We start from the raw sequence: 25243 nt of genomic DNA, 5'->3' as shown, positions 1-25243 counted from the left end.
GTTAAGAAACTCGAACAAAAGATTGACTAGTTTAACACTGCGAGAGGTACTGCGGTGCTGCCCGACCTGCGGTGCGACGCTGTCAATTCGGTCTCGCCGTAAGTCGCGTCGGATGCATCGACTTCGCTGAGTTGGCGTCTCGGCAAACTCGCACCGGTGTCCAGTGCTTCTGAGACCTCTGCGAGTTAGTTGTCGGTTTATGCCCGCGGATTGGCCTGTCGACCGTCCAGGACATCACGACCCGCATCGGTGATGTGAACGTGAGTAACATTTCCACCGTCCCCGTAAGCGACAACAAGAAAGGGGGGCCACACGCCGTAAACTCCTGAATGCCTTCAAAATCAGCGGTTTCGGGGACTGCCACATGGACGTTTGTTGCCCTTAATATACAGCCGTTGAAAGTACAAATGTGGTAGTAGGGTGGTAGTCACCACGTAGCCCGATACGGCGATGTGTTTGGCCGATTTTTTGCGGCGGGAAGTCGCGTCGCAGGTCACCGGCCGTGAGGGCCAGAGGTTGGAGGCTGACGTCCGCATCACCGGCATCAATTCACCGACGGTCTTGCCGCATGCAACTCTGGTGCAAACGCTAAGTAGTAGCCGCTGGGATCGGCCGCGGGACAACAAAGTGTTAGCCACTTACTGCCGTCGTCGAACCGCCAGTCCTAGTCCGGCCAGCATCGACCAGATCAGCACAGTGGTCGGCGCCTAGCCACGACGTCGAGCGAAAGCCAGCAGGCCGAGGCCTAGCAGAACGAAGCTCGACGGTTCTGGAACGGCAGCAGTGGCACGTGGGCCAGACAGGTATCCACCTGCGATGATCGCCTGGACGAAGTCTTGCTCGTCAAACCGCAAGTTTCCGTCCCAGTCGCCTTGAGCCCAACCAGCGGCATCCCCCGATAGGTACTTGCCGTCGATGAAGGCTGCGATGATGTCCTGCTCGTCAAACTGGCCGTTCAGGTCCGAGTCACCCAGGTAGGTGTTGAAACCGTCAGGGCTGGCGCCTTCGATCAACGCATTGCGGTCCGCGGCCGTGGCCGTACCGTCAATCACGTTCTGCGACATGGCGTCGATGTCCACGGTGTCACAGGAACCGTCACCGTTGACGTCACAAGTCGGTTCGGGAACCGTGAACAACGTTACGTCGTTGCCGTCGCCACCGGCGTAGGTAATGAACAGGTCTTGGCCGCTAAAGTTGCCGACGAGATCACCTTCGCCAAGGCTGTCATATTGACCGGTGAGCGTACCACCGACGCGCAGGAAGTTGAACGACATGCCCTCCGCAAGTTCAAAACCGTCGATCAAGTGGACGTGCAGGATACCGGCCAGTTCGACATTTCCCGTCACATCCAGCCAGTCATATTCAGTCAGTGATTTATCGCCATCGCCGTGGAAATGTCCGCCCAGTTCGACTTCCTTGCGGCCTCCGACTTTGAAATAGTCGCCATTAATCGTCATCACACCGGCAGAATTACCCGGTTGGGTATCACCATGATCGATATAGCTTCCTTCGATATGGCCACTGCCTGTTTTCGTGCCGTAGTTGGTGAACGTTCCATTGGTCGTGTCGATCGTGCCATCATTGTCCAGCGTGCTGCCAATGCTATTGGTCAGCGTGCCGTCGTTGGTCAGCGTGCCGCCAATGCTATTGGTCAGCGTGCCGTCGTTGTCCAGCGTGCTGGCGTTGGTCAGCGTGCGGTAGTTGTTCAGCGTGCCTTGGTTGGACAGATAGCCGGAAACTGTGATTTCAATCAAGCCGTAGTTGGTCAGCGTGCCGTCGTTGTCCAGCCAGCTGGCGTTGTTCAGCGTGCCGGCGTTGTTCAGCGTGCCGGCGTTGGTCAGCCCGTTGTTGTTGGTCAGCGTGCCGCCAAATGCGTTGTTCAGCGTGCCGTCGTTGTTCAGCGTGCTTTCAAAGCTATTACTGGTCAGCGTGCCGGCGTTGTTCAGCGTGCCGTCGTTGTTCAGCGTGCCGTCGTTGTTCAGCGTGCCGCCAAATGCATTGGTCAGCTTGGCGGTGGTGGCAATGTCGATATTCCCATTGTTTGTAAACGGATTAGCAACGTTGGAACGGCTTGTATCCACCGTGATCGTATTTCCCACCGGATTCGGATTGGGCCAAATCATTTGCGAATAGGCAGCGGACGAAACGATCAGAAAACAGACGGCACAAAGCGTGAGACGATATCTCATCCGAGCAACTCCCTAGAAACGGTTTCGATGTGCGCAGCTTAACGCAGGCGAATGTTAGACGCTAACGTTTTCTGGTTTGAGGAGTCGTCATTTACGGTGATTGGCTTTCCGTTTGGCCGGAAATCCAGTTCTGTGCGGCACTCCAGGGCCGCTTTCAGCACGCGATCTCTTTTGTCATCAGAGCTATCCATTCAACTGTCAAGCAGAATCTCTAAGGGAGGAGGCCTTGTATTATCGAGTAAGCGAGGCAACGTAGCCATGCGGGCGTGGCGCAGCCGCGTTTGAGTCCGACTAATACGTGGCCAGCTGCTGTAAACTACGCCGCGTTTTTTAGGAACCAGACGATAAATCGTGCTGCGAGTCGGCCACGCTTAGTTACCAGGGCTTTCTCGCGATCGTGGACATCTTTCGTGTGGATTTGGCGTTTTTTTGTGAAGAGCCTCGGCCACGAAACGTATCGGTTAGCAGAACGCCCAACGTCGGATACGCTGGCGCAGAAGCACGACTACAGCTTGGCCATGTCTCGTCCTGGAGACAGCCAAGCCTCGGCGAAGGAGTCTGTGGGAGCCAAGAACCGGCACTTCCCTACGACTACCCAGCTTCGCTAATCCCTTGGTGCGCAGGTACTCAAGTCACACCGTGCCTCCCGCTCATAGCGCGTCCCGCACCCGCATTTTGCCTGTTTTGTGAGCCGTCGGCGACATAGAGCTTCCCGTCGATGATGAGCGCCAACGCCAGATGAACCCGGTAACCCAGCACGCGCAATTAAAGCGATTCGGCCGCATTCAGCTTCGACCAAGCGGTGATCGAAACCGCTGCAGATTTCGCCATTCCATCGGATACATCACCTTCGATAGCTTGCGTTAGAACAAGTTTCAAAACCCTGTTCGGCAATTGAGAAACGCTTGTGTTGCAGTGTTACTGGCACTGGCAACACCGTTTTGAAACTGGTTCTAGACCGTTGCTTGCGTTGGAGAATCCATCCTCTGCAGTTTTGACTCCGCCACGGGACGGCGCTGATGGACAGCGAGTACCGGGCGAGAATGCCAATCGTCACAGACCGAGTCTGTTGAAAGTGGTGACGGGATTCGAACTCGCCAAACGGCTTCCGCACAGGGGTTTGCAGAAGACACGGGTCAAAGGTGTTGAGGTTGGAGGAATCGTTTGAACCAAAAAAGACGAGCGAAGAGTGGAGCACAACTCGTTGCTATGGAAGCAGAAACAGCTCGCCGCGCATCAACACAACGAGCTGTTTTGATTTCAAGTCGGGGCGACTGGATTTGAACCAGCGACCTCTGCGTCCCGAACGCAGCGCTCTACCAGGCTGAGCCACGCCCCGTGTGTCGTTAAACCCTTGGTGTCAAACAGTGAGGGCGTCTCACAAGCCTCCATGCCTCCACCATGCTCGGACGAATTATTCGAGCAATACGCCGATTCTACCAGGACTCTGACGAGGTGTCATCGTGACATCTGACACTACTTTTGAAGGATTAATTTGCCGTTGCGAGTTTCGATCAGCCGGTACCGATCGCCCTTGTGGTTGATCAGAACCATGCGTTGGCCACGGAGGAGATCGCTCGATTCAAGGATCAGATCACCCTCTTGAGATGACTCGATGCTCTCATTGAACGCGTCGTTAGGTTTTTCAGAGGAATCATTCATGGTGAGATCAAGTCTCAAAGTTTTTAGGCTTGAAAGGCGCGAGGATGCCGGATGGTGGAGAATTACCGTTGATCTCGCTATTTCTGCCGGTAATCCGATCGATTAGCTCAACGGTTGGCTGTGATCCTAGTCTAGTTGAGACAGAGTATCAATAGGGCTTGTGTCGTTTTCCACGCTCGACGTTTTGGAATCGGTTGCCGGATTCTGGGCCACAGCACGATTGGAATTGATCCAGAGATCGATTTTTGGCGAATATCCGCCAGATATGGTCGTTTTGAGCTGCGGAGGCGACTAGTCAACGCTTTTCGCCTCGTCGATCACAGAATTCGATGAATGTTGATTTCCGTTGTTGGATCAATCCGATCCAGGAGTTATCGATGAGCAGGATCTCCGACAACCGCAAAAACGGGGGAGCGTTGTAGCACGCACCATTGGGTAGCTCAAAGCTCAAGCACAAAAACGGTTTCAGCCGTTGGGAGGGGGTTACGAATTCAAAATTTCACCGCATCTTATTGCGTATCAAACTTGCCTGATTCCCACTGACTTGTGAACAATGAAGAAAGGCTGCCGATGGATGTGAGCGAGTCGCGAGCCCGCGAGGGCGAGTGATGGAAGAAGACAAGAAAATACAAAGGAAATTGGTTTCATGTACACACGTTCGATTGTCCTGGGAGTTTTGTTTTTAATTGCCAATTTTCTGACTAATTGTTCCGCTCACTTTGTGTGGTTGGCATCGGATGATGGCAAGGCGATCGTGTTTTTTGGCGAAACGGCTGCTGAGCGGGATTATCATCTGCCGGAGAGTCTCTCTCAAACGCAGGTGAAGCACCGAACAATCGACCAGCAACGAGATCTTCCGCTCGAGCTTGTTGAGGGGGACAAATTCGTGGGGCTAGTTTCGCAAGACGCTGTGCCCGAGTCAGGCATCATTGAAACCACAAGCCAATACGGGGTGTATCGTGGATCATTGCTCACTTTTTACGCGCAGCACTATTTGGTAGCCGATCCGGCGGAATGGCGAGGACTTGGGAGATCAAAGACACAACGCCTTCAAATGGTACCTGAATGGAACGAGGGCGAATTTTCGATCCAGCTGTTTTGGAATCATAAGCCGGCGGCCAACGCAAGCGTGTCTTTGGTGGATGTGGCGGATGACTTTCCCAACGCGCAGCAAACAACGGATGAGCAGGGCAAGGTTGTTTTCTCCCAGCTACCTCGGGGAATCGTTGGTTTTTTGGCGAGCGTGAGCGAAGAGGGGCGAAAAGGCGACGTCGCTGGTGAGCCTTTCTTGAACGCGATTCATTTTGCCTCACTGACTATCATGCAAAACGGCGGCGAATCCGCTGAATTAGATGAGGTATCCGCGCGGGAGGGTCAGAAATCCGCTTCACGGAAAGCAAAGACGGTAGCTTGGTCGTTGCCCCACGCGGTGGCAAGTTTTGGAGCTGCCGTCAGCAACGACCATTTGTACGTTTATGGCGGGCACATTGGCGAGGCACACGCTCATTCTCGCGATAATCTTGTCAATTGTTTTGCACGCATCTCTTTGACCCCCGATTCCGATTGGGAAGATTTGGCCTTTGAGACGCCAGTCCAGGGACTTGCCCTGGTTGCCAATCGTGACCAGCTATATCGGGTCGGTGGTATGACGGCGCGAAACGCTTCTGGACAAGATGACGACCTGCATTCCACGACGGACTTTTGTCACTTTGATCCTGACTCGAAAACTTGGAAAGCGTTGACCCCGTTACCGGAACCACGCTCCTCCCACGATGCGGTTGTGATGGGTGATAAGTTGTACGTGGTTGGTGGCTGGAGCCTAAGTGGAAGTGATGAAGGGGAGTGGATCGGACACTGTTTGGTTACGGATCTGGCGGCTGACCAGCAAGTCTGGGAGAAAATTGAGCAACCGTTCGAACGGCGCGCTTTGGCAGTGGGGCATTTGGATGGAAAACTGATTGTTGTCGGTGGGATCGACTCGAATGGCGAAATATCACGCGAGGTGAACGTTTACGATCCCGAAAGCTCGGAATGGTCGGAAGGCGTTTCGTATCCAGGCGAAGGGTTAACAGGTTTTGGTGTTTCTGCCTGGAATCTCGATGGCTGCCTGTACGTGAGTGGTTTCGACGGAGTTGTGAACTGTTTACGCGATCCGCGGGGTGAATGGGAGGCGGTCGGGCAACTTGCCGAGCCGCGTTTCTTTCATCGAATGTTGCCAGGGCCTGACGGCGGTTTGCTCTTGATGGGAGGCGCTTCCATGCAAGGGCATCTGGATGGAGTGGAGTTTTTTCGTGTGCCGTGAGCTGATCTACAGAGGCCGATCGCGTGGTGGGCGAGAAAGCAGGCTGAATGGTTGCCTGGACGAGTCCACCTCAAACCAAGCCCAGTCAAAACCAAGCCCAGTCGACTTCGTGGAGGTTAGGATTGAGCCAACTCGCGTGCCGGGCGCCAGTCGACGAGCTGAAGTTCGACGGAGCGGCGTCCTCGAAATTCGTTAATGATCGGCCGGAAGGCCACGTCCAGCGGACCTTCGTTATCGGACAGTTCTTGGACCCATTCCGGTTGGTTGAAGGCCACGGCTCGCAAACGGACTCCGTATTGCTCCAGCGTCAGGGTGACGTGTCGATCGCCTTTTCCCATTGGTTTCGGTTCGCCTTGAATGTTCACATCTGAGGTGCAAAGCAAGGGGCGCGGATTGGCCTGTCCAAAGGGGGCCAGCCGTTCCATCTGTTGTACGGTGCCAAGCGTCATTTCGGTGAAAGTTGTTTCGGCATCGATGTTCAATTCGGCCACGCGTGCTTCGGCTGTCAGTGACTGCTCGACATGCTCGCAAAAGTGCGCTCGGAAGGCATCCACCTTGTCTTCGTCAATGCGAAGTCCGGCAGCAGCTGCATGGCCGCCGTGTTTCACCAGGTGCTCACTGCAAACCGCAAGAGCGTGATGTAAATCTAATCCGGCTGCGCTGCGAGCCGAACCTGTTCCCGGCTTCCCACCCAATTCATCGAGGGCGATCATCACGACGGGGCGGTAGTATTTTTCAGCCAGCCGACCGGCAACAATTCCGATCACCCCCTGGTGCCAGCCGCGATCGGCCAGCACAAGTGCGGGGTCGTCGTCTGGAGCAAAACGCTCTTTGACTTGTTTGTTGGCCGAAAGATAAATACTTCTTTCCAGATGCAGCCGGTTGTTGTTTAGCTCGTTGATGTACTCAGCAAGCGATTTAGCTCGCTCTTCATTTTCGGTTGCCAACAGTTCGACGCCGAGTTGTGCTTGACCGAGTCGACCGGCAGCGTTTAGACGTGGTGCGAGGGAAAAGCCGATGTCTTCACTGCCAAGCTGCGACTTTTTGTCGACGCCGGTCAAACGCATCAAGCACTCGACGCCGATCGATGGTCGAGCCTTTAAGCTGAGCAGGCCATGTTTTACGAGAATGCGATTTTCATCTACGAGCGGCACGACGTCGGCGACTGTACCGATGGCCGCAAAACCTAAGGCAGTCATTAAGAAATTGCGAAATGGTTCGGCCACACGTTTCGCCTTGCTTACACGTTGGCAGATCGCCCATGCGAGTTTGAATGCAACACCAGCTCCGCAGAGCGATTTGAAGGGATAGTCGTGTCCCGGCAACATCGGGTGCACGATCGCGGCGGCCTCTGGCAGTCGATCGGCCATCTGATGGTGATCGGTGATGATCAACTCAAGGCCGAGTTCACGAGCCGTGACCGCTTCGTCAACACTCGCGATACCGCAGTCGACCGACACGATTTGGGAAACACCTTCGCTGGCTAACCGTTGCAAGGCCGCATCGTTCAACCCATAGCCTTCGTCCATCCGATTGGGAACGTAATAGCCGACGTTCGCACCAACCATTCGGAGGCAGCGGAAAAGCAGGGCCGTGGCCGTCATGCCGTCCGCATCGTAGTCTCCATAGACGACAATGCGACGTTTGTCTCGTACGGCCTCATAGATTAGATCCGCTGCTTGACTCAAACCCGGCAGCAATTCGGGGTCGCGCAGCCCTGAGAGTTTGGCTTCGAGAAACTCGGTTGCCGCGGGGGCTTGTGTCATACCGCGAACAGACAGCAATTGAGCTACCACACTCGGCACATTTGCCGAGTGTTCCATCCGTGAAATCAACGCTGAGTCATGTGGCTGAATTCGCCAGCGTTTTTGCATGTCGTCCCTGGTTTCGCCCGAAGCGAACCTCCGAGCGAGCAGTCAAGTCGCCGCGAGTCCCGCTATTTTTTCTTTTCGGTGTGAAGGGTGTGCTTTCGCAGACGGGGAGAATACTTTTTAAGTTTCAATTTTTCTCCGCCCGACTTGCGGCGAATGGTGTAGTTGTAGTCCCCGGTTTCTTGGCAAACCAAGTGGACGGTTTCCGCCTTCTTCTTACTTTTGGCCATCGTCCAGCTCCTCATTCCTGTTGGGAAGTCACTCAAGTGAGCGAGGTTTTCAAATATTAAAGGACCATTGTACGCAGATGGCCGCCAAAGTTTCCAGGTGTTGTTGCTGGAATCCGCTGAAGGCCATTTTGCGGGAATTTAGCGGATAAAGGCCACCTTTGACGAGGGGGGAAGGCGAGGTTTCAACCAGTCCTTTGGGTATTTGTCCGATTCATCGTAGAATAACGGGGTCAGGATTTTCGCGAAGACAGGTGTCGGGCAGACCAGTCGCTTGAAGTCGTAATTCCTATTTCAACCAATCTTGCGGTGATGAAATTACTCAAAACCGCATTGTGGTGGCCGTTTTAGCCGGCCGCCGGGGCCGACACGGCATGGATTCAAAAAATCCCTCATCATCCAAATCGGGTAGGAAATCGGGAGCAAGTTCCCGCAACGCCCTCCCGGAAAAACTCGATCTGTCCGAATTGAGCCTCGATGTGGACCCTGATCGCATCGAAGAATCGAATGAATCGGTCGCGTCTGCCGACGTTCCAGCTGGCACGGATGGATCGAACGTGGAAACGCCATCTGCTCCCATGCCGAGCCGAATCGAAGAGAAGCAGGGTGAGCCAAGTCTAGAAATCGAGGTTTCCGATGCGAAGTTGACCCCGTCGAAAAAGCGGAAGAAAAAGAGTGGAAATCGCTCTGAGAATGCACTACCCGTTGTCAGCACCGAAGTCCCCGTCAGCACCGAAGCCCCCGTCAGCACCGAAGTCCCCGTCAGCACCGAAGTCCCCGTCAGCACCGAAGTCCCCGTCAGCGCCGAAGTCCCCGTCAGCACCGAAAGCGAAACGGATCCAGAACCACCTCCCCCGGAAGAACCGTCTTCCCATCGTTTTTTGTTCTTTTCGGCGATTCCCAGCTGGCTCGTGAGCATGGTGGTGCATGTTGTGCTCTTGTTCTGTTTGGCTCTATTCACTTTGCCGCCAATCATTCGGGAACGCGACAACGAGATCGAGTTGGGCGATGCGGAAACAACGCAGATCGATGATGCTCCGCTATTCGAGATGGTCGAAGCCGACGTTGAGGTAGAGGACGTCGAACTGACAGATCTGGCATCGACGGAACCGGTGGACGTGCAGCCGACAGAAATGGAGACGGATGTACCGGATGTGTTTGCTGCTGACGATCTGGAAGCCGCAGCCACTTTCACCGAATTGGACCCGCTTGGAACCGATGTGGCACCCAAAAGTGATTTACTGAAGCAGATCGGTACCTTTGCTGGTGTCGGGCTGGAGGGTCGAGGCAAGGCTTCCCGAGCGCAATTGGTGCGGGAAGGCGGCGGCACGGAGGGAAGTGAAAAAGCCGTTGAGATGGCCTTGAAGTGGCTGCAACAGCATCAAAATCCGAATGGGAGCTGGAGCTTTGAGCATCTTGAGGGTAATTGTCCGTGTCGCGATCGGGGATCCATGGACGCCCACAACGGTGCCACGGCGATGGCTCTGTTGCCCTTCTTAGGAGCCGGGCACACCCACAAGGAAGGGCAGTACAAGCGAGTCGTTGAGGCCGGTTTGTACTTTTTGCTCAGCCGGCAACAACGTAATGGTGCGTTCATCGAAGGCGGTGGACGCTTGTACTCTCATGGACTTTGTGCCATTGCTCTGTCCGAAGCTTACGCGATGACGCAGGATCAAATGTTGATGCGTCCTGCACAAGCGGCACTCAACTACATCGCTTATGCCCAAGATCCGGTGGGAGGTGGTTGGCGCTATGTGGCACGACAACCGGGTGACACTTCCGTGGTCGGCTGGCAGTTGATGGCGCTCAAGAGTGGTCGCATGGCTTATTTGCACGTCGATCCTTCTGTCTTTCTGGGTGCGACGAAATTCCTCGACTCGGTGCAAACGGATGACGGAGCCGCCTATGGTTACCTGGATCCAGGTCGAAAACCGTCGACCTCGGCGATCGGGCTGCTCTGCCGTATGTACCTCGGCTGGGAGCGTCAGCACCCGGCTCTCAAGGCCGGCGTGAAGCGACTCAGTAAGTCGGGGCCGTCCAAAAAAGATATGTATTACAACTACTATGCAACGCAAGTCATGCGGCACTATGAGGGCGAAGGATGGAAGAAATGGAATAAGGAAATGCGAGAGATGCTCGTTAACAGTCAGGCAAAATCAGGGCATGAGACTGGCAGTTGGTACATGGGAAACAATCACTCATCCACCAGTGGTGGGCGTTTGTACTGCACGAGCATGGCAACCATGGTGCTTGAAGTCTACTACCGTCATCTGCCGATCTATCAAAAGCAAGCCACGGAAGACGACTTCGAATTGTAAACCAGTGCAGCGGACGCTGGCGGATAGGCGTCGCTCTCTTGATGTATTAGGTGACTCTTGCGTGTCCTGCCCGTCATCGATCTGAAAGGTGGCCAAGTCGTTCTCGGACGCGCAGGGCAACGTGAGTTGTACCAGCCCGTGCAAAGCGTTCTCTGTCGGGACGCATCCCCCGCGGCGATCTCGCGAGCCTTTCAAAAACTTGGCTTGCATCAGATTTATCTGGCCGATCTCGACGCGATTGGCGGCGCTGAGCCGGATTGGGATGGATACAATCAAGTGGCAGAGACCGGCTTGGCTTTGTGGATTGATGCCGGAATTGATACGCTCGATCGGGCGCAGGCCATCGTTGATTGGGCTGCAGAACGGGAACTTCGGCTCATTTGCGGACTGGAATCGCTGAGATCGAGCGAGGATTTGGATCGAATGCTGGCCAAGTTCGGTGCGGATCGCATGGTCGTCAGTCTCGATTTGATGCAGGGTCAAATGCGGACGTCTGTGCCAGCTTGGAGAAGTGCACCACCCTTGCAGGTGGCTGGCGAGTTGATTGCGAGAGGATTTTCCAGTCTGATTCTACTTGATGTCGCTCGGGTGGGAATTGATGCCGGCACGGGCACACGACCGTTGTGTCGGGAAATTCGCCGCCGAAACGAGGGAGTTGAAATCATTTGCGGTGGCGGCGTCAGCCACATGACCGACCTTTGCGGTCTCGCCGAGGATGGATGCCAATTCGCTCTGTTGGCATCCGCTCTGCATGACGGTCGCATCGGTTCTGCCGAACTACAGCAGTTTAAGGCCACTTCTTCCTGAGCCCCTCTGGCCTTCATCGAACGGTTGCTCCTTCATCACATTAGTAAGACGCGGATGCGGTTCCCGTTTTCCGTTTTTGGTGGAGCGCGTCGCCCCTTTGTTTTTTGAACGAAAGAGTCGCGCTTTGTCGTCAAACGCAACGGGATCTGGGCTTTCCCTCTGTCACCGCGTTGATTTCGACGGCCGTCGCCCGCTAATTGCCGACTAAGTGCGTTGAGATGGAATGAAGAAAGAGCCTTTCGGCGAGCCCGGTCGTCGGAATGGCGTCGGGAACGCCATTCGGGGGTACCCCCGATTCTAGTGGTTTTAACAATCCTCATCGTGGCGTATGGCGGCTCGTGCCCTTGATTGGCAAGGGAATGAGATTTTTTTTCGCCACGCGGATGACTATTGACCACCTGTGCTGTCTCGATGCATCAAATCGCGCAGACGGCCAAAATGGATCTTGGGTCGTAAGTTGTTGTTGTGTTTGACGTTATGTTCATAAATGTTCGTTAATGTGTGTTTGGCATCACAAGTGCAATTCCCCTCCGTCACTCGTCTCTCATCTCTTCTTGGCTCATCGCCGAACCATCGAGGAACTCATCTGTGCCGAAAACTACCACGACTGCAACGTCAACTATTGAGAACACGGTCAACGGAACTCAGGCAGCGGTTTCCCAGCTCGAGAAAACTTCTTTAACTCGCCGATTTGCGAAGAAATCTGCTACGAAGAAGACTGTTGCTTCCAGTTCTCAAGACGAAGACCAGGCTGAGCCAACCGAATCGAATGACGCACCGATCGCCATCGACGATCCAGTTCGTATGTACCTGATGCAGATGGGTGAAATTCCATTGTTGACTCGCGAAGAAGAGATTTCTTCCGCGAAAAAGATTGAAGAGACACGCACCCGTTTCCGCAATTGGATGCTGGCCACTGACTTTGTTTTGCAGGCAGCAGTAACGTCGTTGGAGAAGGTTCGCGACGGCGAGTTGCGACTTGATCGCACAATTGAAGTTTCGGTCACCAACACGACCGAAAAGAAAAAGATCATGCAGCGGATTCCGCCGAATGTGAACACGCTTCGCAAAATCCTGGTTGCGAATCAAAAAGATTTCCGAATCGCAATCAGCAAACGTCACAGCACGGTTGAGCGACGCGACGCCTGGAAGCGATTGACCCAACGTAGAAATCGTGGCGTAAGATTGGTTGAAGAGTTGAATCTTCGCACGCAACGCCTGTTGCCGCTTCTCGATAAGGTTCGTGAGATCTCGGCTCGCATGTCGACTTTGTTGGATCAGATTCACAAGGGTGGCGGTATGGAAGCCGGTGGTCAGTCAGTAGAAGCTTTACGAGCCGAATTGCACTATCTGATGCGTATCACGCTTGAGAGTCCGGAGACACTGCGACGTCGTTTGGAGCGAACGGAGACCTATCAGCAGGCCTACGATGCGGCCAAGCGAGAGTTGTCGGCGGGTAACCTGCGATTGGTCGTCTCGATCGCCAAGAAGTACCGCAACCGTGGATTGACCTTCCTTGATTTGATCCAAGAAGGTAACACGGGATTGATGCGAGCTGTCGACAAGTTCGAGCATGCTCGTGGATACAAGTTCTCGACTTACGCGACGTGGTGGATTCGTCAGGCCATTACCCGAGCGATTGCTGACCAAAGTCGAACGATCCGAGTTCCGGTTCACATGATCGAGACGATGAGCAAAGTACGACAGGTGACTCGTGATCTGGTACAGGAATTAGGACGAGAGCCTTCGGCAGAAGAAATTGCAGAGCGAGCCAACCTTTCATTGGACGATGCTCGCTGCATCATGAAGATGTCACGACAGCCGCTCTCGCTCGATCAGCCCGTTGGCGATCACGACGATAGCTATTTTGGTGAGTTCTTGGAAGATTATCGAGACGACGATCCGCTTTACGACACGAATCAACAAGCACTTAAGCAGCAGATTGACAACGCGTTGCAGGTGCTGAACCATCGTGAGCGAGAGATTCTGCGTCTCCGATATGGCCTGACTGATGGATATTCCTACACGCTGGAAGAAGTCGGGCAGATCTTTTCCGTCACCCGAGAACGAGTGCGACAAATCGAGTCCAAAGCGGTTCGCAAACTGCAGCAACCGTATCGCTGTCGCGGATTGATGGGTTTCCTCGAAGGTTTGGAAGTCCCGCGAGCCTACGAAAACGGAATCGGCTAGAGAGACGAGCCGAGTTCCTCTCAGCCTTCGGTCGGTGCGTCCGACCGGAGGTTTTTTTTTGCGCGCTGCTCAGCTCATTTTCCCAGCACGTCTTTTTCTACTTAGGTCCAGCTGTGACCGATCCCCGTTGTGACCGATCGATTATTTTTCATGATTGTCTGAGTTGGTTTGAGCCGGGAGAGTCCAGGACTCGGCTCGGCGTTGCTCCCGCCCTACGTTTTCGCTTTTGCCGTCACCGATGGAGTGGGTGGATTACGAGGTCTCTGAGTTGCGGTGGGGTAGGTTCAGAGCTCGCAAAACTTGACTTGTCGCCTGCGATTTGTTGAGCACATAGAAATGGACCCCCGGGACACCCTGCTCAATCAGTTCACGCACTTGATTAATGGCGAAATCCACCCCGACCTGGAATTGCCATTCTTGATCGTCTTCCTTTTCGGCGAGTCGATTCACAAAGTCGGCGGGAAGACGTGCACCGCAGAGTGAAGTGATGCGTTGAATTTGGTGAAGGTTTGTGACGGGAAGCAGACCGGGAACGACAGGGATCTGAATGCCGGTCGCCTGACATTGATCTCGGAAGCGATAGAAATCCTGGTTTTCGTAGAACAACTGCGTCATGACAATATCGGCGCCCGTGTCGACTTTCCGCTTGAGGTTTTCCAGGTCGACCTCAGCGGAGGGTGCCTCTTGGTGTGTTTCAGGGTAGCCGGCGACAGCCAGGCCGAAATTCGGGAATTCTTCGTGAATGAGGCTGACAAGTTCGTTCGCGTACTGCAATCCGCCGTCGACGGCTTGAAAATGGGTTTCACCCTGCGGCGGATCGCCTCGTAAGGCAACGATACTGTCGACCCCACGTTCGGTTGCTGCTCGCAGGTAGCTGCGAAGGTCGTCGACGGTTGATCCCACGCAAGTGAGGTGAGATGCGACATGGACCCCAAATCTCTGTTTGACGGCCTCGACAATTTGGAGTGTCTTGTCCTGAGTTGATCCCCCCGCACCGTAAGTGCAGGTGACAAAATTCGGTTCAAATTCAAGCAGGACTTCCACATGCCGATAGAGGGCGGCAAGTCCGGCATCGGTCTTGGGAGGAAAAAGCTCAAACGACAAGCCAAACCTGTTGGAACCAAAAAAGTCAGAGAGCGCCATTGGAATCTGTTTCAGTCGCTGTGCCATACTTCGGGGATTCAGCACACTGTCCGTCCAACGTGCGTGAAATCAGGGATGGCGGTCTAGAAGCAATCTCTACAATTTATAGCGAAAGCGGCTGATCGGCTAGTTGTCGATCGCACGCGACGAGATTGTAGGCCGTTTTCAGCAGGGCCAGCTGCCATTCTTGTTGCTGAATCCCTCGACGCTGGAAGGCTCGCTTTTGAGTCAAAGCGACGATTTCGGGGTTCAGATCGGTGATCTGACCGAAAGTGCGAGCATAGTTGGCATAACTGGGGACATTCGTCGTGACGTATCCGTAGAGCATGCTGCAGGCGCCGATCAGTTTACCCGTAAAGATTGAGGTGTTGATCGCTGACTTCGTGAAGTCGCCGATCACACAGCCCATGAATTGCATGCGAGTGTTGATTGGCTGGTTGTCTACTTCCATGCGGATCTGGCCGTAGCTGTTTTTTAGATTACTGTTCGACGTGCCGGCGCCCAGATTGACCCATTGTCCCACGTAGGAGTGTCCCAGGTATCCGTGGTGACTTTTATTGGAATAGGCTTCAATCACACTCGCACCGATTTCGCCGCCGACTTTGGCGTAGCGGCCGATTGAGACTCCATTCTTTAAGACAGTGTGTTCGCTCACGCAAGAAAATGAATCGAGATGGATCGGCCCATTCAGGCATGCGAACGGCCGAATCTTGACTTGATTTTCAATCACGATCGGGCCTTGCGACGTGTCTGTGGCGACGAGCTCGTTCAATTCTGAATTCGCTACGAAGACCCCGTCACGAACTTCTCGAAGTTGGCCGGATGCGATGCGATGATTCAGGTGGTCTTCGATGCTATCGAGATGACATTGAACGATTTGATGCGGGTAATCGAGCAGTTGCAGTGGCACTCCTAATTCAGGCAGTCGGCTTATTTCCGCCTGGTTCAGAAATGCTTGCTGTTGTTGGTTTGTTTCGAGAGATGTCGAACCGACGTCGACATTGGCTGGCAAGATCGCCGCAACCAGTCGGCCCTCGCGTGTCAGGATGCCGTCCTGACTGTGATTAATAAGTGATGTGAGCTGACGGAAGTTTTGTGAGTTTGGCGCTACTCTCGCGTTGACGAGTAGAGTCCGATTGCGACCCTCGGTTTGTTCGCAAAAGGATGGGCAGTGAGCCAATTGCCAGTCGCTGAGGTAGGGGCGTACCTGGCCTCGCACACAAGCTCCCCACTCGAGAGCCCAATCGATCAATGTTTGCGAACCACAGCAAATGGTATAGGCAGGTCGCATCAACGTCAGCGGAAATAGTTGATTAACCCTGTCATCTTCAAAAAGCACAATCCGCATGATCGGTACCTAGTTCCGAGCGAGTGAGATCTGGTTTTGGGATTGTTTAAGAGTAGCTTAACAGTCGATTAATGGCGGAAAACGGTCATTCCTTCGCTGCTTTGACAATTTTACGGCCTTGTTGGGATGAGGGAATTGTGACGAGCCTTTTCGGCGTTTCGAGCGAGTGAGGACCCGGGGTGTGAAACGGGTCACTTCTCGACGTTTCTTGCTCGGAGTGACCAATTTGGCCAAGGTTAACGACTCTCGAGGGGCTGATGGACACCCGTGGAAAGTCTCCCGTGACCGAGAGACGATCGGGGAATGATTTTCGTTCAAACCCATTGTGAGCGATCGGATCTGGCCGCGACGTCGATTCTGTCCCTCGCCTTTTCTTTCCTTATCGGTGAGCGTTGAACGTCACTCCGTGCAGAAGCCAGTTGATCCTTGAGCCTATTCTGTTGATCTTGCGGGTGGGTCGGAAGTTGATGGTTTTAACGGTTTGAAGTCAAATTCGTTTTGTGGGAAAAGAGTAACAGCCGTTCTGTGTTGGGGAGGAGGCAGTCCACGCTGGAGGATTTGCAAGCGGAACAAGCTGTTGATTGCCTCCCTATCTGCATGACTTCGGCAATGAGTTCAGTTAGGCAGTTTTTGAACAGGATGAATCTGAGGCAGTATTAAAAGGAGTTGACGCTTGTTGAGTTGGCCATGTGGGCTGCTGTATAATCGGGCGGATCACTCTGGTTGCCAGCTTAGCTTCACCACGCCCGGCTGATCTCCTGCTTGCTTTGGCCGATCCACATTGTGCAAAGGGAAAGCGTCTGCGGTTCATGTTCAATAGCTGTTTTGCCCGGGTGAGCTGCGTTTTTCTGCTGCTGTTCGTTGCCGCGACAGTGATGGCGGAAGATACGCCCCGCTCAACCGTCGTGGCGGATTCATTTTTGAACCAGGGCCGATTGGTCTACGCGGAAAGCTGTCAGCACTGTCACGGTGATCAAGGGCAAGGGATAGCGGACGGGTATGACAAGCCGCTTGTTGGGGATGATTCGGTGGGGCAGTTATCCAAGCTTATCACTGAAACGATGCCGGAAGGCGAACCCGAGCAATGTGTTGGAGACGCCGCAGAAGCGGTAGCTGCCTACATTCATCATGCGTTCTACAGCGAGGCGGCGCGAGTGCGAAACCGTCCGCCGAGGCTTACTGTTACTCATCTCACAGCCAATCAATTACGGCAAAGCCTCGCCGATCTCTACGGCGCATTTTACGGAGCGATCAAAAAGGAATCGTCCCGAGGAATCCAAGCTCGATATTTTATGACCACCAAACGCAATGACGACAACAAGAAAATCGAACGTGTCGATTCGATCATCGCATTTGACTGGCAGGATCAGGGGCCGGGAGGGGGGATTCAGCCGGAAGAGTTTGCCGTTGAGTGGAGTGGTGGATTAAAGATCGAGGAGACTGGACAGTACGAGATTGTGATCCATAGCACTTGCGCTTTCATTTGCAACTTGGGACATGCTAATCGCGAGTTCATCAACAATCGAGTGCAGTCGGGCGACAAAGTTGAATTTCGAAAGTCGATCGTGCTGACTGCCGGTCGCGTCTACCCAATCCAGATTGAGCTTTATCAACGGAAACGAAAAACCCAGCAGCCGCCAGCCACCATTTTGTTGTCGTGGGTTCCGCCTGACGGTGTTCAAACGATTTTGCCAGAACGAAACCTTTTGCCCGTCACACCGCCACCTTCGTTTTCGTTACAGACAAAGCTACCTCCCGACGATCGTAGCTACGGTTTTGATCGAGGCCTTTCTGTTGATCGTCAGTGGGATGATTCGATAACTACCGCGGCTGTTGAGTTCGCAGGAGTGGCCATCAATGAACTTTGGCCACACTATCAGCGCAGACACAAGAATGATCCTGACCAGCACCGGGAGAAACTGCGAAGCTTTTTGTTGCAGATCGCGACGACTGCCTTTCGAGGCCCGCTTGACGATGTCAATCGTCAGTTCTACGTGGATGGGCAAGTCGACCAATCCGAAGACGATGCGGAAGCGATTAAGCGTTGTTTGTTGGCGGTTATCAAGTCACCACGATTTCTTTACCCGGAACTGGATCGCGATCGTTCCGTCTCGCAACGCGCGGCCAATCGAATCGCGCTAACGTTATTCGATTCACTGCCTGTGGACGAATCACTCCTGCGGCTGATCCGACAAGACAAGCTGGAAAGCGAACGGCAGGTGCGAGGTGCTGCGGAGCGGATGGTGCAAGATTACCGAGTTGAAGGAAAAACTCACCAGTTCGTGGCTGAATGGTTGAATTTGAGCCGAATCAGCGAAGCTGCTAAGAATCCAGAGCTGTTTTCTGACTTTGACCTGGCATTACACGCTGATTTGAAAGCCTCGTTGACGGGGTTCACCCAATCGGTGATCGAAAGCGATGCCAGTGATTTTCGGCAAATGTTTTTAGCTAATTGGTCCTTCACTACAGCCCCGTTAGCCGATTTTTATGGTGAGGCATGGGAGCGTGGGGAGTTGACCGTTGCATCGGATGTTGCGGCGAAGTCTCCTGAGGAGAATGCTGTGGAAGTCGGTCCTGCCGGGCAACAAGATGATTCGATTCAAGAGTCTGCTGACAAGCAGGAAGCTCAACAGGAACGGCACAACCATCTGAGTCTTGCTGTTGGCGATTCGGGTCGTATTCCGCATCGACGACTGTTGAAAACACGATCTGCCGACAGTCAACATTTTGGCTTGTTGTCTCATCCCTACCTCTTGAGTGGTCTGGCCTATCAGGATTCAACATCTCCGATCCACCGCGGCGTTTTCTTGATCCGATATTTGCTAGGGCGTTCGTTGCGTCCCCCCGATGAAGCCTTTACTCCATTGACTCCGGATTTGCATCCGGACATGACGACTCGAGAGCGGGTACAACTACAGACTAGCCCGCAAAGCTGTCAGGTCTGTCACGCGAAAATAAATGGACTTGGCTTCGTCTTGGAAAACTTTGACGCGGTCGGTCGTTATCGAATCCAGGAAGGTGAAAAGCCGATTGACGCAAGCGGAGGATATACCTCAAGGACTGGTCAAGAAATCGCTTTTCAGGGGGTATCGGAATTGGCAGATTATCTCGCTGGCAGTGACGATGCACATCGCGCGTTTGTCAACCGAGCGTTTCAACACTTTACGAAACAGCCGATTGCAGCGTACGGTGCTCGTCGATTGGATCTTCTTACTGAAAAATTTCGTGAGAATGATTTTCATATTCGCAACCTGCTCGTTGAAATTGCTACAATTGCGGCCACGCAGCCGATCTTGAATTCGGAGCCCGAGTCGAATCTTCATCGTGCAGATGTGACTCGTCGGCAAGGCCAAGTCGGTAAGCTGCTAAGACAAGAAGGGACGCCCTAAAGTGACAAACGACTCACCTTATTCGACGCGACGCAATTTTCTTCGCAAATCCGGGCTTAGTGCCCTCGGTGTGAATTTGGCCTTGGGGCTGCCAAGTTTGACCAGAGCGACCGTGGAGAAGCCGTTGCGGAAGCAACGTCTGATTTTCTTGTTTAGTCCCAACGGGGTGATTCCCAGGCATTTTTGGCCAGATCAGTTGGGTGCGGATTTTGACCTAAAGCGAATTCTGCAACCACTCGCTGAATTTAAAAATCGCACGATGACGTTGCACGGTGTGTGTAATCGAATTCGAGGGGATGGCGATGGTCACATGCGGGGAATTGGTTGCCTGTTGACGGGAATTGAATTGTACCCCGGTGATATTCAGGGCGGCTCGGATACGCCGGCCGGTTGGTCCCAAGGCATTTCAGTCGATCAACATCTCAAGAACTGTTTGCAAGCCGACTCCCGTACGCAGACTCGCTTTGGATCACTCGAATTTGGGGTGATGGTTCCCGAACGATCGGATACCTGGACTCGCATGTCGTACGCAGGTCCTAACCAACCCCTCACGCCGATCGATGATCCGTATCAAATGTTCGACAAGCTTTATGGTCGGGTCAAAAATCGAGAGATGCTGGCCAGTGTATTGGATGGCCTCAGTGACGATTTTCGTCGACTGGAAAAAATGATCAGCTCCGATGATCGTCTGATTTTGCAAAACCATTTAGAAATGGTTCGGGAAGTAGAGAAAGATTTGCAACTGGAGATGTTGGCGGCCAAGGAATCGTCGAATGTGGGGCACGCGGTACCTTCGTTACCACCGAATGTGGAAGAGAAGAACGACAATATGCCGCAGATTTCCCGGATGCAGGCGGACTTGCTGGTGAATAGTTTTGTCGCCGATTTCGCTCGTGTGGCAACGTTTCAGATTACCAACAGTGTGGGACAACCTCGAATGAAATGGCTCGACATTTCCGAAGGTCACCACGAACTTTCTCACGAGCCGGACAGCAATGAAGCGGCTTACGAGAAACTGATCAAAATCAACACCTGGTATTGTGAGCAAGTTGCTTATCTGGCAAAAAGACTGGCGGAAACGCCAGAACCTGGTGGTGGCGGCTCGCTGTTAGACAACACAACAATTGTTTGGACCAACGAGTTAGGCAAAGGCAACTCCCATACACGAAATAACATCCCGTTCGTACTCGTCGGGGGTGGACTTGGCTGGAAGATGGGCCGAGCGATGGATTTCGAAGGCGTGAATCACAATCGTTTGTTGATGAGTTTTTGTGAAGCGATGGGCCATCCGGTCGATTCTTTTGGTAACCCCGATTTTTGTGGGGATGGATCACTGACGGGACTTGTGTAGCCGGCTGAAGTTGCCTGTCGGGGAGCTTCGAATCGCCGAGTGGCTTGATTTACAGCACTGTTTGCTTGAGCCAACTTGTGCTTGAGCCAACTTGTGCTCGAGCCAATCGAATCCGCGGTAAGCAACGCGTCATTCGAACGACCGACGCGCGATTCCACTAAAATGGCAAAGGGGATGCGACACGGTTCCAACGGCATTCATCTGAAAAGCAAATGCCGTGTTGGTCGATTCTGCTATTTCGCACCAGCTTCTGCCACAATGTGGCTTACCACTCGGCTCCAAGGCAGGCTTTGCATGATCACTTTGCCCGTTCCTCGTAAAGTGGCCAAGAAAAGCCCTTCGCCGCCAAAGACCATGGTCTTTAGATTGCCGGCCCGTTCGATCGAATAATCAATGTCTGGATGGAATGCGACGATAGCTCCCGGTTCACACTTAATGATCTCGTCATGAAGTTCTCGTTCGATGATCGATCCGCAGCAGTGAACAAAAAGCGTCCCGTCACCCTTGAACTCTTGCAAGATCAAACCTGTACCGCCAAAAATTCCAGATCGAAGACGTTTAGTGAACGAAGCGTCCAACTGTGTGCCCATGGATGCGCACAAAAACGAACCGTGTTCTGCGACAATACGGCCTCCCCACTCACTCAAGCTGAGTTGCCGAATCTTACCAGGCTTGTTGGCGCTGAAGGAGACTTTTTTTGCTGAGGAAGATTCGTTGAGAAAGTGAGTCAGGAAAACGCCGGTTCCTGATGCGGCACGTTTTGCGACGGCCAAAAAAGCTCCCATCCCGGTCGCCTCGGTGCCGTCGGTCATGCGCGCCGTGAAGGTGATACCATCCTCCATCATCAGCAGTGTGGCGGCTTCAGCAATGACCTCCTGACCTGCTTCCAGGGTGATCTCCATTGCCTGCATATCGCCGCCAAGAATGGTGTGATTTATTGCGTAGCTATCTGACATCAAGATTGCCTCTTTGGTTTGTAGAGAACGCGACATGGGAGCGGAATTCATTTTGCGTGGGAAGACAGCGAGGGCTCTTTCACCTGTCGTTGTAACCAATCTGAAGGCAAGGTTCCATCAACGTCGCAATCGACCAACGTGCCGATTTTGCCAGCTTTTCGCTGATTGGCGTTTGGGTAATTGGGAGTTGCAAGCAATTAGGCCGTTTCGCAGAGAACTGAACCAGGATTCTCGAGAATCATCACTCTTTTTGTCGTTGTTTTCAAGGGTGCCTTGTCAACTGTTGCCGAAGGCGGCAAAATAACCAATTCTGATTTCGAAATCGTCCACACCGACTTGGGCAGAAATGCTTAAGCAATGGGCGGATCGAATGACGTCGACTTGAGCTTTCGGCTTGTCACGGTTTTTATCGGCCGATCAAGCGGGGGCGATGCCAGAGTGGCGGAATTGGCAGACGCGCTGGATTCAAAATCCAGTGGCCGCAAGGTCGTGTGGGTTCGAGTCCCACCTCTGGTACTTACAGTTTTCCCGCTGAATTAGAGCAATTCTATGACCTGCCGATGGTCGGCAGTGCAGCCCGTTATCCGATAGCCAAAACGGTACATACCGTTTTAGGCCAAGAAAACGGGAGTTGCACTATGCCACGTCTGACCAAATCTCTTCCGAAGCACCGCAAGCACAAAGCCTCTGGCCAAACCATTGTGACGCTCGACGGCAGAGACGGCTATCTCGGCCCTCACGGCACCAAGACCAGCCAACGCGAATACGATCGCCTTGTGAACGAACGGCAAGCCAACGGGTGAGCAGCCGGGAATCAAAGCGGCGTTACGCCATATTAAACATCTTATCGGAAAAACGTTGGCGAGAGACTTCGGTCCTTTGGCGCGAGAAGCCGTATGGGGTCAGATGATTAAAACGGGTAACTCTCGAAAGTACATAAACAAGAACATCGGACGAATTCGAAGGATGTTTAAATGGGGCGTCGCAAAGCAACTTGTACCGGTGACTTCCTATCAAGCTCTATTGACCGTGGACGGACTCAAGAAAGGTAAGACGGCGGCGAAAGAAATGGCGCCGATCATGCCTGTTGCTGAAGACTTAGTAGAGGCAACATTGAAACATTGCCGTCCCATCATTGCCGAGATGGTCAAGTTTCAGCAGCTAACTGGCTGTAGACCGGCGAACTTTTTATCATGCGACCCAAGGACATTGATCGTACGAGCGATGTTTGGGCGTATTCGCTTAACGGTCACAAAATGGAACATAAAGGACGTCCTAGAGTCATCTTGATAGGCCCAATGGCTCAAGCAATTCCTAAACCGTATTGACTGCGTGATGCGGAGAAGGTGTGTTTTGAAACCTCAAAGGGCAAGCCGTTCATAAGGTGGAATTACAGCAAACCAATTGAGAAGGTATGCGTGAAAGCAAGTGTTGATCATTGGGCACTGAATCAGTTGCGTCATTCGCGAGCTACTGACATTTGCAGCAAGTTTGGACTGGAAGCTATTCAAGTCATTCTGGGCGACTCTCAGGCAGACACAACGCAAATCTATGCCGAGCGAGCCAATCGCAAGCTACGTTGCTTCGTGAAGGTGCGTTACAAATGGCGTCGTCGTTCAAACGTTCGCTTCTTGCAAGGCAAGTGTGTGCGTTCGTGGCAGTAAACGGAGAAGTACTTTCGTGGTCCCATCTCGAACGCATTTCGTGTCCCTCAACGGCCACAGCCCTGCGATCCGACATGAGGCAGATAAACTGACTATACTGGGTTCATGACCGCCGCTACCGTCCACCGCTACCGCACCATATTCGTCGTCGTGTTGCTTGTCCAGGTCCTTCTCGCGTTGGGTGTTGCATACCTCTACTCCGCGCTCAGCAACACCCTTCGGGACAACGGGCGGTGGGATTCCACAAAGGTTGGGCTCGCGCGCGGGGTCATGGGCGCCAAGACCTTCATTACCGATCGGAGGACGCTTTCCCGTGAGCAGCTCGATCTGGGGCGCTGGCACGGCCACCAAGAAGTGGCGTATCGCGAGCCCCTGGCGCTGCAGACCGCTTCTGTGGATTTCCTCGTCGAGCCCAATGCATATCTGATCTTCATCTTCGGCAAGTCCGCCGAGGAATTCTACGGCTTGCGGCTAAGTCGTCACCCGCGATTCGACAGCCTGTTTTTCCGTGCTCGTGACGACGGCGAGTTCACGGCAACCCAACCGCTGACAAATGCAGTTCCGATTGACGACTGGATGCAGCTTCGGATGGAGTTCGAACCGTCCGGGGTGACGGCGTTCGTGGACGAAACCGCCGTCGGCCGCTTTGCGGCGGTGCTACCCGATCGGCAGGTCGTGGGCTTTCGAGGTTCCGATCACCGCGCGGTGATCGATAACATCCGCCTAGCACACGCTGGTGGCGTCGTCGTCGAAACGTTCTTCAACCAGGCGGGGTTCATGCGCGGCCTCGTGATGGTGAGTGTCCTGTTTGTGCTGATCGACACCATTGCCGTGTGCCGCGATTCACTGATGGGTACCGCGTCCCTCAAAACCCCGTTTGTGGTACTCACGGCCACGCTGGCGATGCTCGTCTGTGTCGGGCTGTTCCTGGTCGCCTACAACGTGGTGATTTCCCGCGGCTACCTGAGCCTGGGTTTTCACGGGGAGGAAGACTATCGCATCAAATGGGTCAGCAAGACCACCGCTGAGATTCGAGCCCGCTATCCGACAAAACCGCCGCCGGACACGACGCGAGTCCTGGTCGTCGGTACTTCGCAAACGTGGGGCGCCGGAGCCGCGCACGAGGAAGAAACCTTTGTTCGCATCCTCGAACGTCGGCTTGACGACACCGCGCCCGCCGAGCGGAGTTTCGAGTGCATCAACGCGGGTATCTCGGCGTTGAACGCGCCCTGGTTGCTTCAGTTGTATCGTGACGAGTGGATTCGGCTCGCCCCGCAAGTTCTCGTCCTCAATTTGGCAACCAATGACGGCGGCCTGAAGCAGGACGACCTATTCATCGAGGTGCTGAACGAATTCGTACGACTCAGCCGTGAACAGGGCATTGCGGTGCTCTTCGTTCTGGAAGCAAACTCCATCGAGCATTCGCCCGGAGAGTTGCGCCTCCACCCAATCATGCGGGACATCGCCGAGCAACACGGCGTTCCTCTGTTCGACATGCACGACTATGTTAGCCAGCAGACTCGCCGCGGCCTGCTTTGGTGGGACTTCGTGCATCCGACGTCCTTCGGACACCGAGTGCTCGCCGATGCCCTCGCGCCTGAAGTCGCGGCTTTGATAGACGAATGAGCACGTCGAATAGGCCAGAGTTCCTTCGCGCAGGGTTGCAGTGGATGCGAACGGCTTGGGGGCAGGGCGGGATGCTTATGAACGGAGCGGGCTGCGCGATGTTCGGCGTCAATTACTTCTGCGAACAGCTATCGCGTCTGATTTTGATGCATGGAATTGAGTGTACTGGGTACCGGACGTCATGTTGCGAAATCCCGACG

General features: G+C 53.7%; 18 protein-coding genes and 2 tRNA genes. 12 read left to right on the top strand and 8 right to left on the bottom strand.

The genetic code is table 11. From position 1 onward, the window contains the following. The first annotated feature begins 450 nt into the window (after nt 1–450). Entirely contained in the window at nt 451–711 is a 261-nt protein-coding gene (locus P8N76_04135) for a hypothetical protein (protein MDG2380838.1), read from the top strand. Here the strand turns inward: P8N76_04135 and P8N76_04130 are convergent. From P8N76_04130 to hemP, 3 genes are all read right to left on the bottom strand, one after another. Continuing rightward, nucleotides 708–2189 carry a PEP-CTERM sorting domain-containing protein gene (locus P8N76_04130; protein MDG2380837.1) on the bottom strand — a complete coding sequence of 494 codons (1482 nt, stop codon included), beginning with the start codon at nt 2187–2189 and terminating at the stop codon, nt 708–710. The genes P8N76_04135 and P8N76_04130 overlap by 4 nt on opposite strands. Nucleotides 2190–3454: 1265 nt before the next feature. Continuing rightward, nucleotides 3455–3528, bottom strand: a tRNA-Pro gene (locus P8N76_04125). 137 nt (nt 3529–3665) lie between these two features. Then, nucleotides 3666–3851 carry a hemin uptake protein HemP gene (hemP, locus tag P8N76_04120; protein MDG2380836.1) on the bottom strand — a complete coding sequence of 62 codons (186 nt, stop codon included), beginning with the start codon at nt 3849–3851 and terminating at the stop codon, nt 3666–3668. 646 nt (nt 3852–4497) lie between these two features. On the opposite strand from hemP, the gene P8N76_04115 reads away from it, so the two are divergent. Then, nucleotides 4498–6153 carry a hypothetical protein gene (locus tag P8N76_04115; protein ID MDG2380835.1) on the top strand — a complete coding sequence of 552 codons (1656 nt, stop codon included), beginning with the start codon at nt 4498–4500 and terminating at the stop codon, nt 6151–6153. A 116-nt stretch (nt 6154–6269) separates the two neighbouring features. Here the strand turns inward: P8N76_04115 and recJ are convergent, their stop codons facing one another. Both recJ and rpmG read right to left on the bottom strand, forming a co-directional pair. Beyond that, nucleotides 6270–8027, bottom strand: coding sequence for a single-stranded-DNA-specific exonuclease RecJ (recJ, locus tag P8N76_04110; GenBank protein MDG2380834.1), 1758 nt, complete (start codon nt 8025–8027; stop codon nt 6270–6272). A gap of 62 nt (nt 8028–8089) precedes the next feature. Further along, entirely contained in the window at nt 8090–8254 is a 165-nt protein-coding gene (gene rpmG, locus P8N76_04105) for a 50S ribosomal protein L33 (GenBank protein MDG2380833.1), read from the bottom strand. Nucleotides 8255–8625: 371 nt separating this feature from the next. Between rpmG and P8N76_04100 the strand changes: the two genes are divergently transcribed. The 3 genes from P8N76_04100 to P8N76_04090 all read left to right on the top strand — a co-directional run bounded on the left by P8N76_04100 (nt 8626) and on the right by P8N76_04090 (nt 13566). Then, complete coding sequence (locus P8N76_04100) at nt 8626–10569, top strand: terpene cyclase/mutase family protein (GenBank protein ID MDG2380832.1); 1944 nt, start codon at nt 8626–8628, stop codon at nt 10567–10569. Nucleotides 10570–10626: 57 nt separating this feature from the next. After that, complete coding sequence (locus tag P8N76_04095) at nt 10627–11376, top strand: HisA/HisF-related TIM barrel protein (GenBank protein ID MDG2380831.1); 750 nt, start codon at nt 10627–10629, stop codon at nt 11374–11376. Between the two features lie 588 nt (nt 11377–11964). Further along, complete coding sequence (locus P8N76_04090) at nt 11965–13566, top strand: sigma-70 family RNA polymerase sigma factor (GenBank protein ID MDG2380830.1); 1602 nt, start codon at nt 11965–11967, stop codon at nt 13564–13566. 252 nt (nt 13567–13818) lie between these two features. On the opposite strand, the gene metF is transcribed toward P8N76_04090, so the two are convergent. Further along, nucleotides 13819–14736 (bottom strand): methylenetetrahydrofolate reductase [NAD(P)H], encoded by a 918-nt coding sequence (gene metF / locus P8N76_04085; GenBank protein ID MDG2380829.1) that lies wholly within the window; start codon nt 14734–14736, stop codon nt 13819–13821. A 76-nt stretch (nt 14737–14812) separates the two neighbouring features. Beyond that, entirely contained in the window at nt 14813–16057 is a 1245-nt protein-coding gene (locus tag P8N76_04080) for a putative sugar nucleotidyl transferase (GenBank protein MDG2380828.1), read from the bottom strand. A gap of 809 nt (nt 16058–16866) precedes the next feature. On the opposite strand from P8N76_04080, the gene P8N76_04075 reads away from it, so the two are divergent. Both P8N76_04075 and P8N76_04070 read left to right on the top strand, forming a co-directional pair. After that, the gene (locus P8N76_04075; protein ID MDG2380827.1) at nt 16867–19446 is read left to right on the top strand and encodes a DUF1588 domain-containing protein; all 2580 of its coding nucleotides are present in this window, start codon (nt 16867–16869) and stop codon (nt 19444–19446) included. A gap of 1 nt (nt 19447) precedes the next feature. Then, nucleotides 19448–20797 carry a DUF1552 domain-containing protein gene (locus P8N76_04070; GenBank protein ID MDG2380826.1) on the top strand — a complete coding sequence of 450 codons (1350 nt, stop codon included), beginning with the start codon at nt 19448–19450 and terminating at the stop codon, nt 20795–20797. A gap of 233 nt (nt 20798–21030) precedes the next feature. Here the strand turns inward: P8N76_04070 and P8N76_04065 are convergent, their stop codons facing one another. Further along, the gene (locus tag P8N76_04065) at nt 21031–21789 is read right to left on the bottom strand and encodes a TIGR00266 family protein (protein ID MDG2380825.1); all 759 of its coding nucleotides are present in this window, start codon (nt 21787–21789) and stop codon (nt 21031–21033) included. Between the two features lie 396 nt (nt 21790–22185). Between P8N76_04065 and P8N76_04060 the strand changes: the two genes are divergently transcribed. The 5 genes from P8N76_04060 to P8N76_04040 all read left to right on the top strand — a co-directional run bounded on the left by P8N76_04060 (nt 22186) and on the right by P8N76_04040 (nt 25043). After that, nucleotides 22186–22269: transfer RNA gene (locus tag P8N76_04060), tRNA-Leu, on the top strand. 122 nt (nt 22270–22391) lie between these two features. Further along, a complete protein-coding gene (locus P8N76_04055; protein MDG2380824.1) occupies nt 22392–22556 on the top strand; it encodes a hypothetical protein in 165 nt (54 codons plus the stop codon). A gap of 163 nt (nt 22557–22719) precedes the next feature. Next, entirely contained in the window at nt 22720–23043 is a 324-nt protein-coding gene (locus P8N76_04050; protein ID MDG2380823.1) for a hypothetical protein, read from the top strand. 56 nt (nt 23044–23099) lie between these two features. After that, nucleotides 23100–23417: a hypothetical protein gene (locus P8N76_04045; GenBank protein ID MDG2380822.1), complete on the top strand. Its 318-nt coding sequence runs from the start codon at nt 23100–23102 to the stop codon at nt 23415–23417. 105 nt (nt 23418–23522) lie between these two features. Next, nucleotides 23523–25043 carry a GDSL-type esterase/lipase family protein gene (locus P8N76_04040; protein ID MDG2380821.1) on the top strand — a complete coding sequence of 507 codons (1521 nt, stop codon included), beginning with the start codon at nt 23523–23525 and terminating at the stop codon, nt 25041–25043. Nucleotides 25044–25243: the final 200 nt, after the last annotated feature.

The sequence above is a fragment of the Pirellulaceae bacterium genome (assembly GCA_029243025.1).
GTDB lineage: Bacteria > Planctomycetota > Planctomycetia > Pirellulales > Pirellulaceae.
Note: the sequence above shows the minus strand (reverse complement) of the source record. Positions and strands in the feature narration are given on the sequence as shown.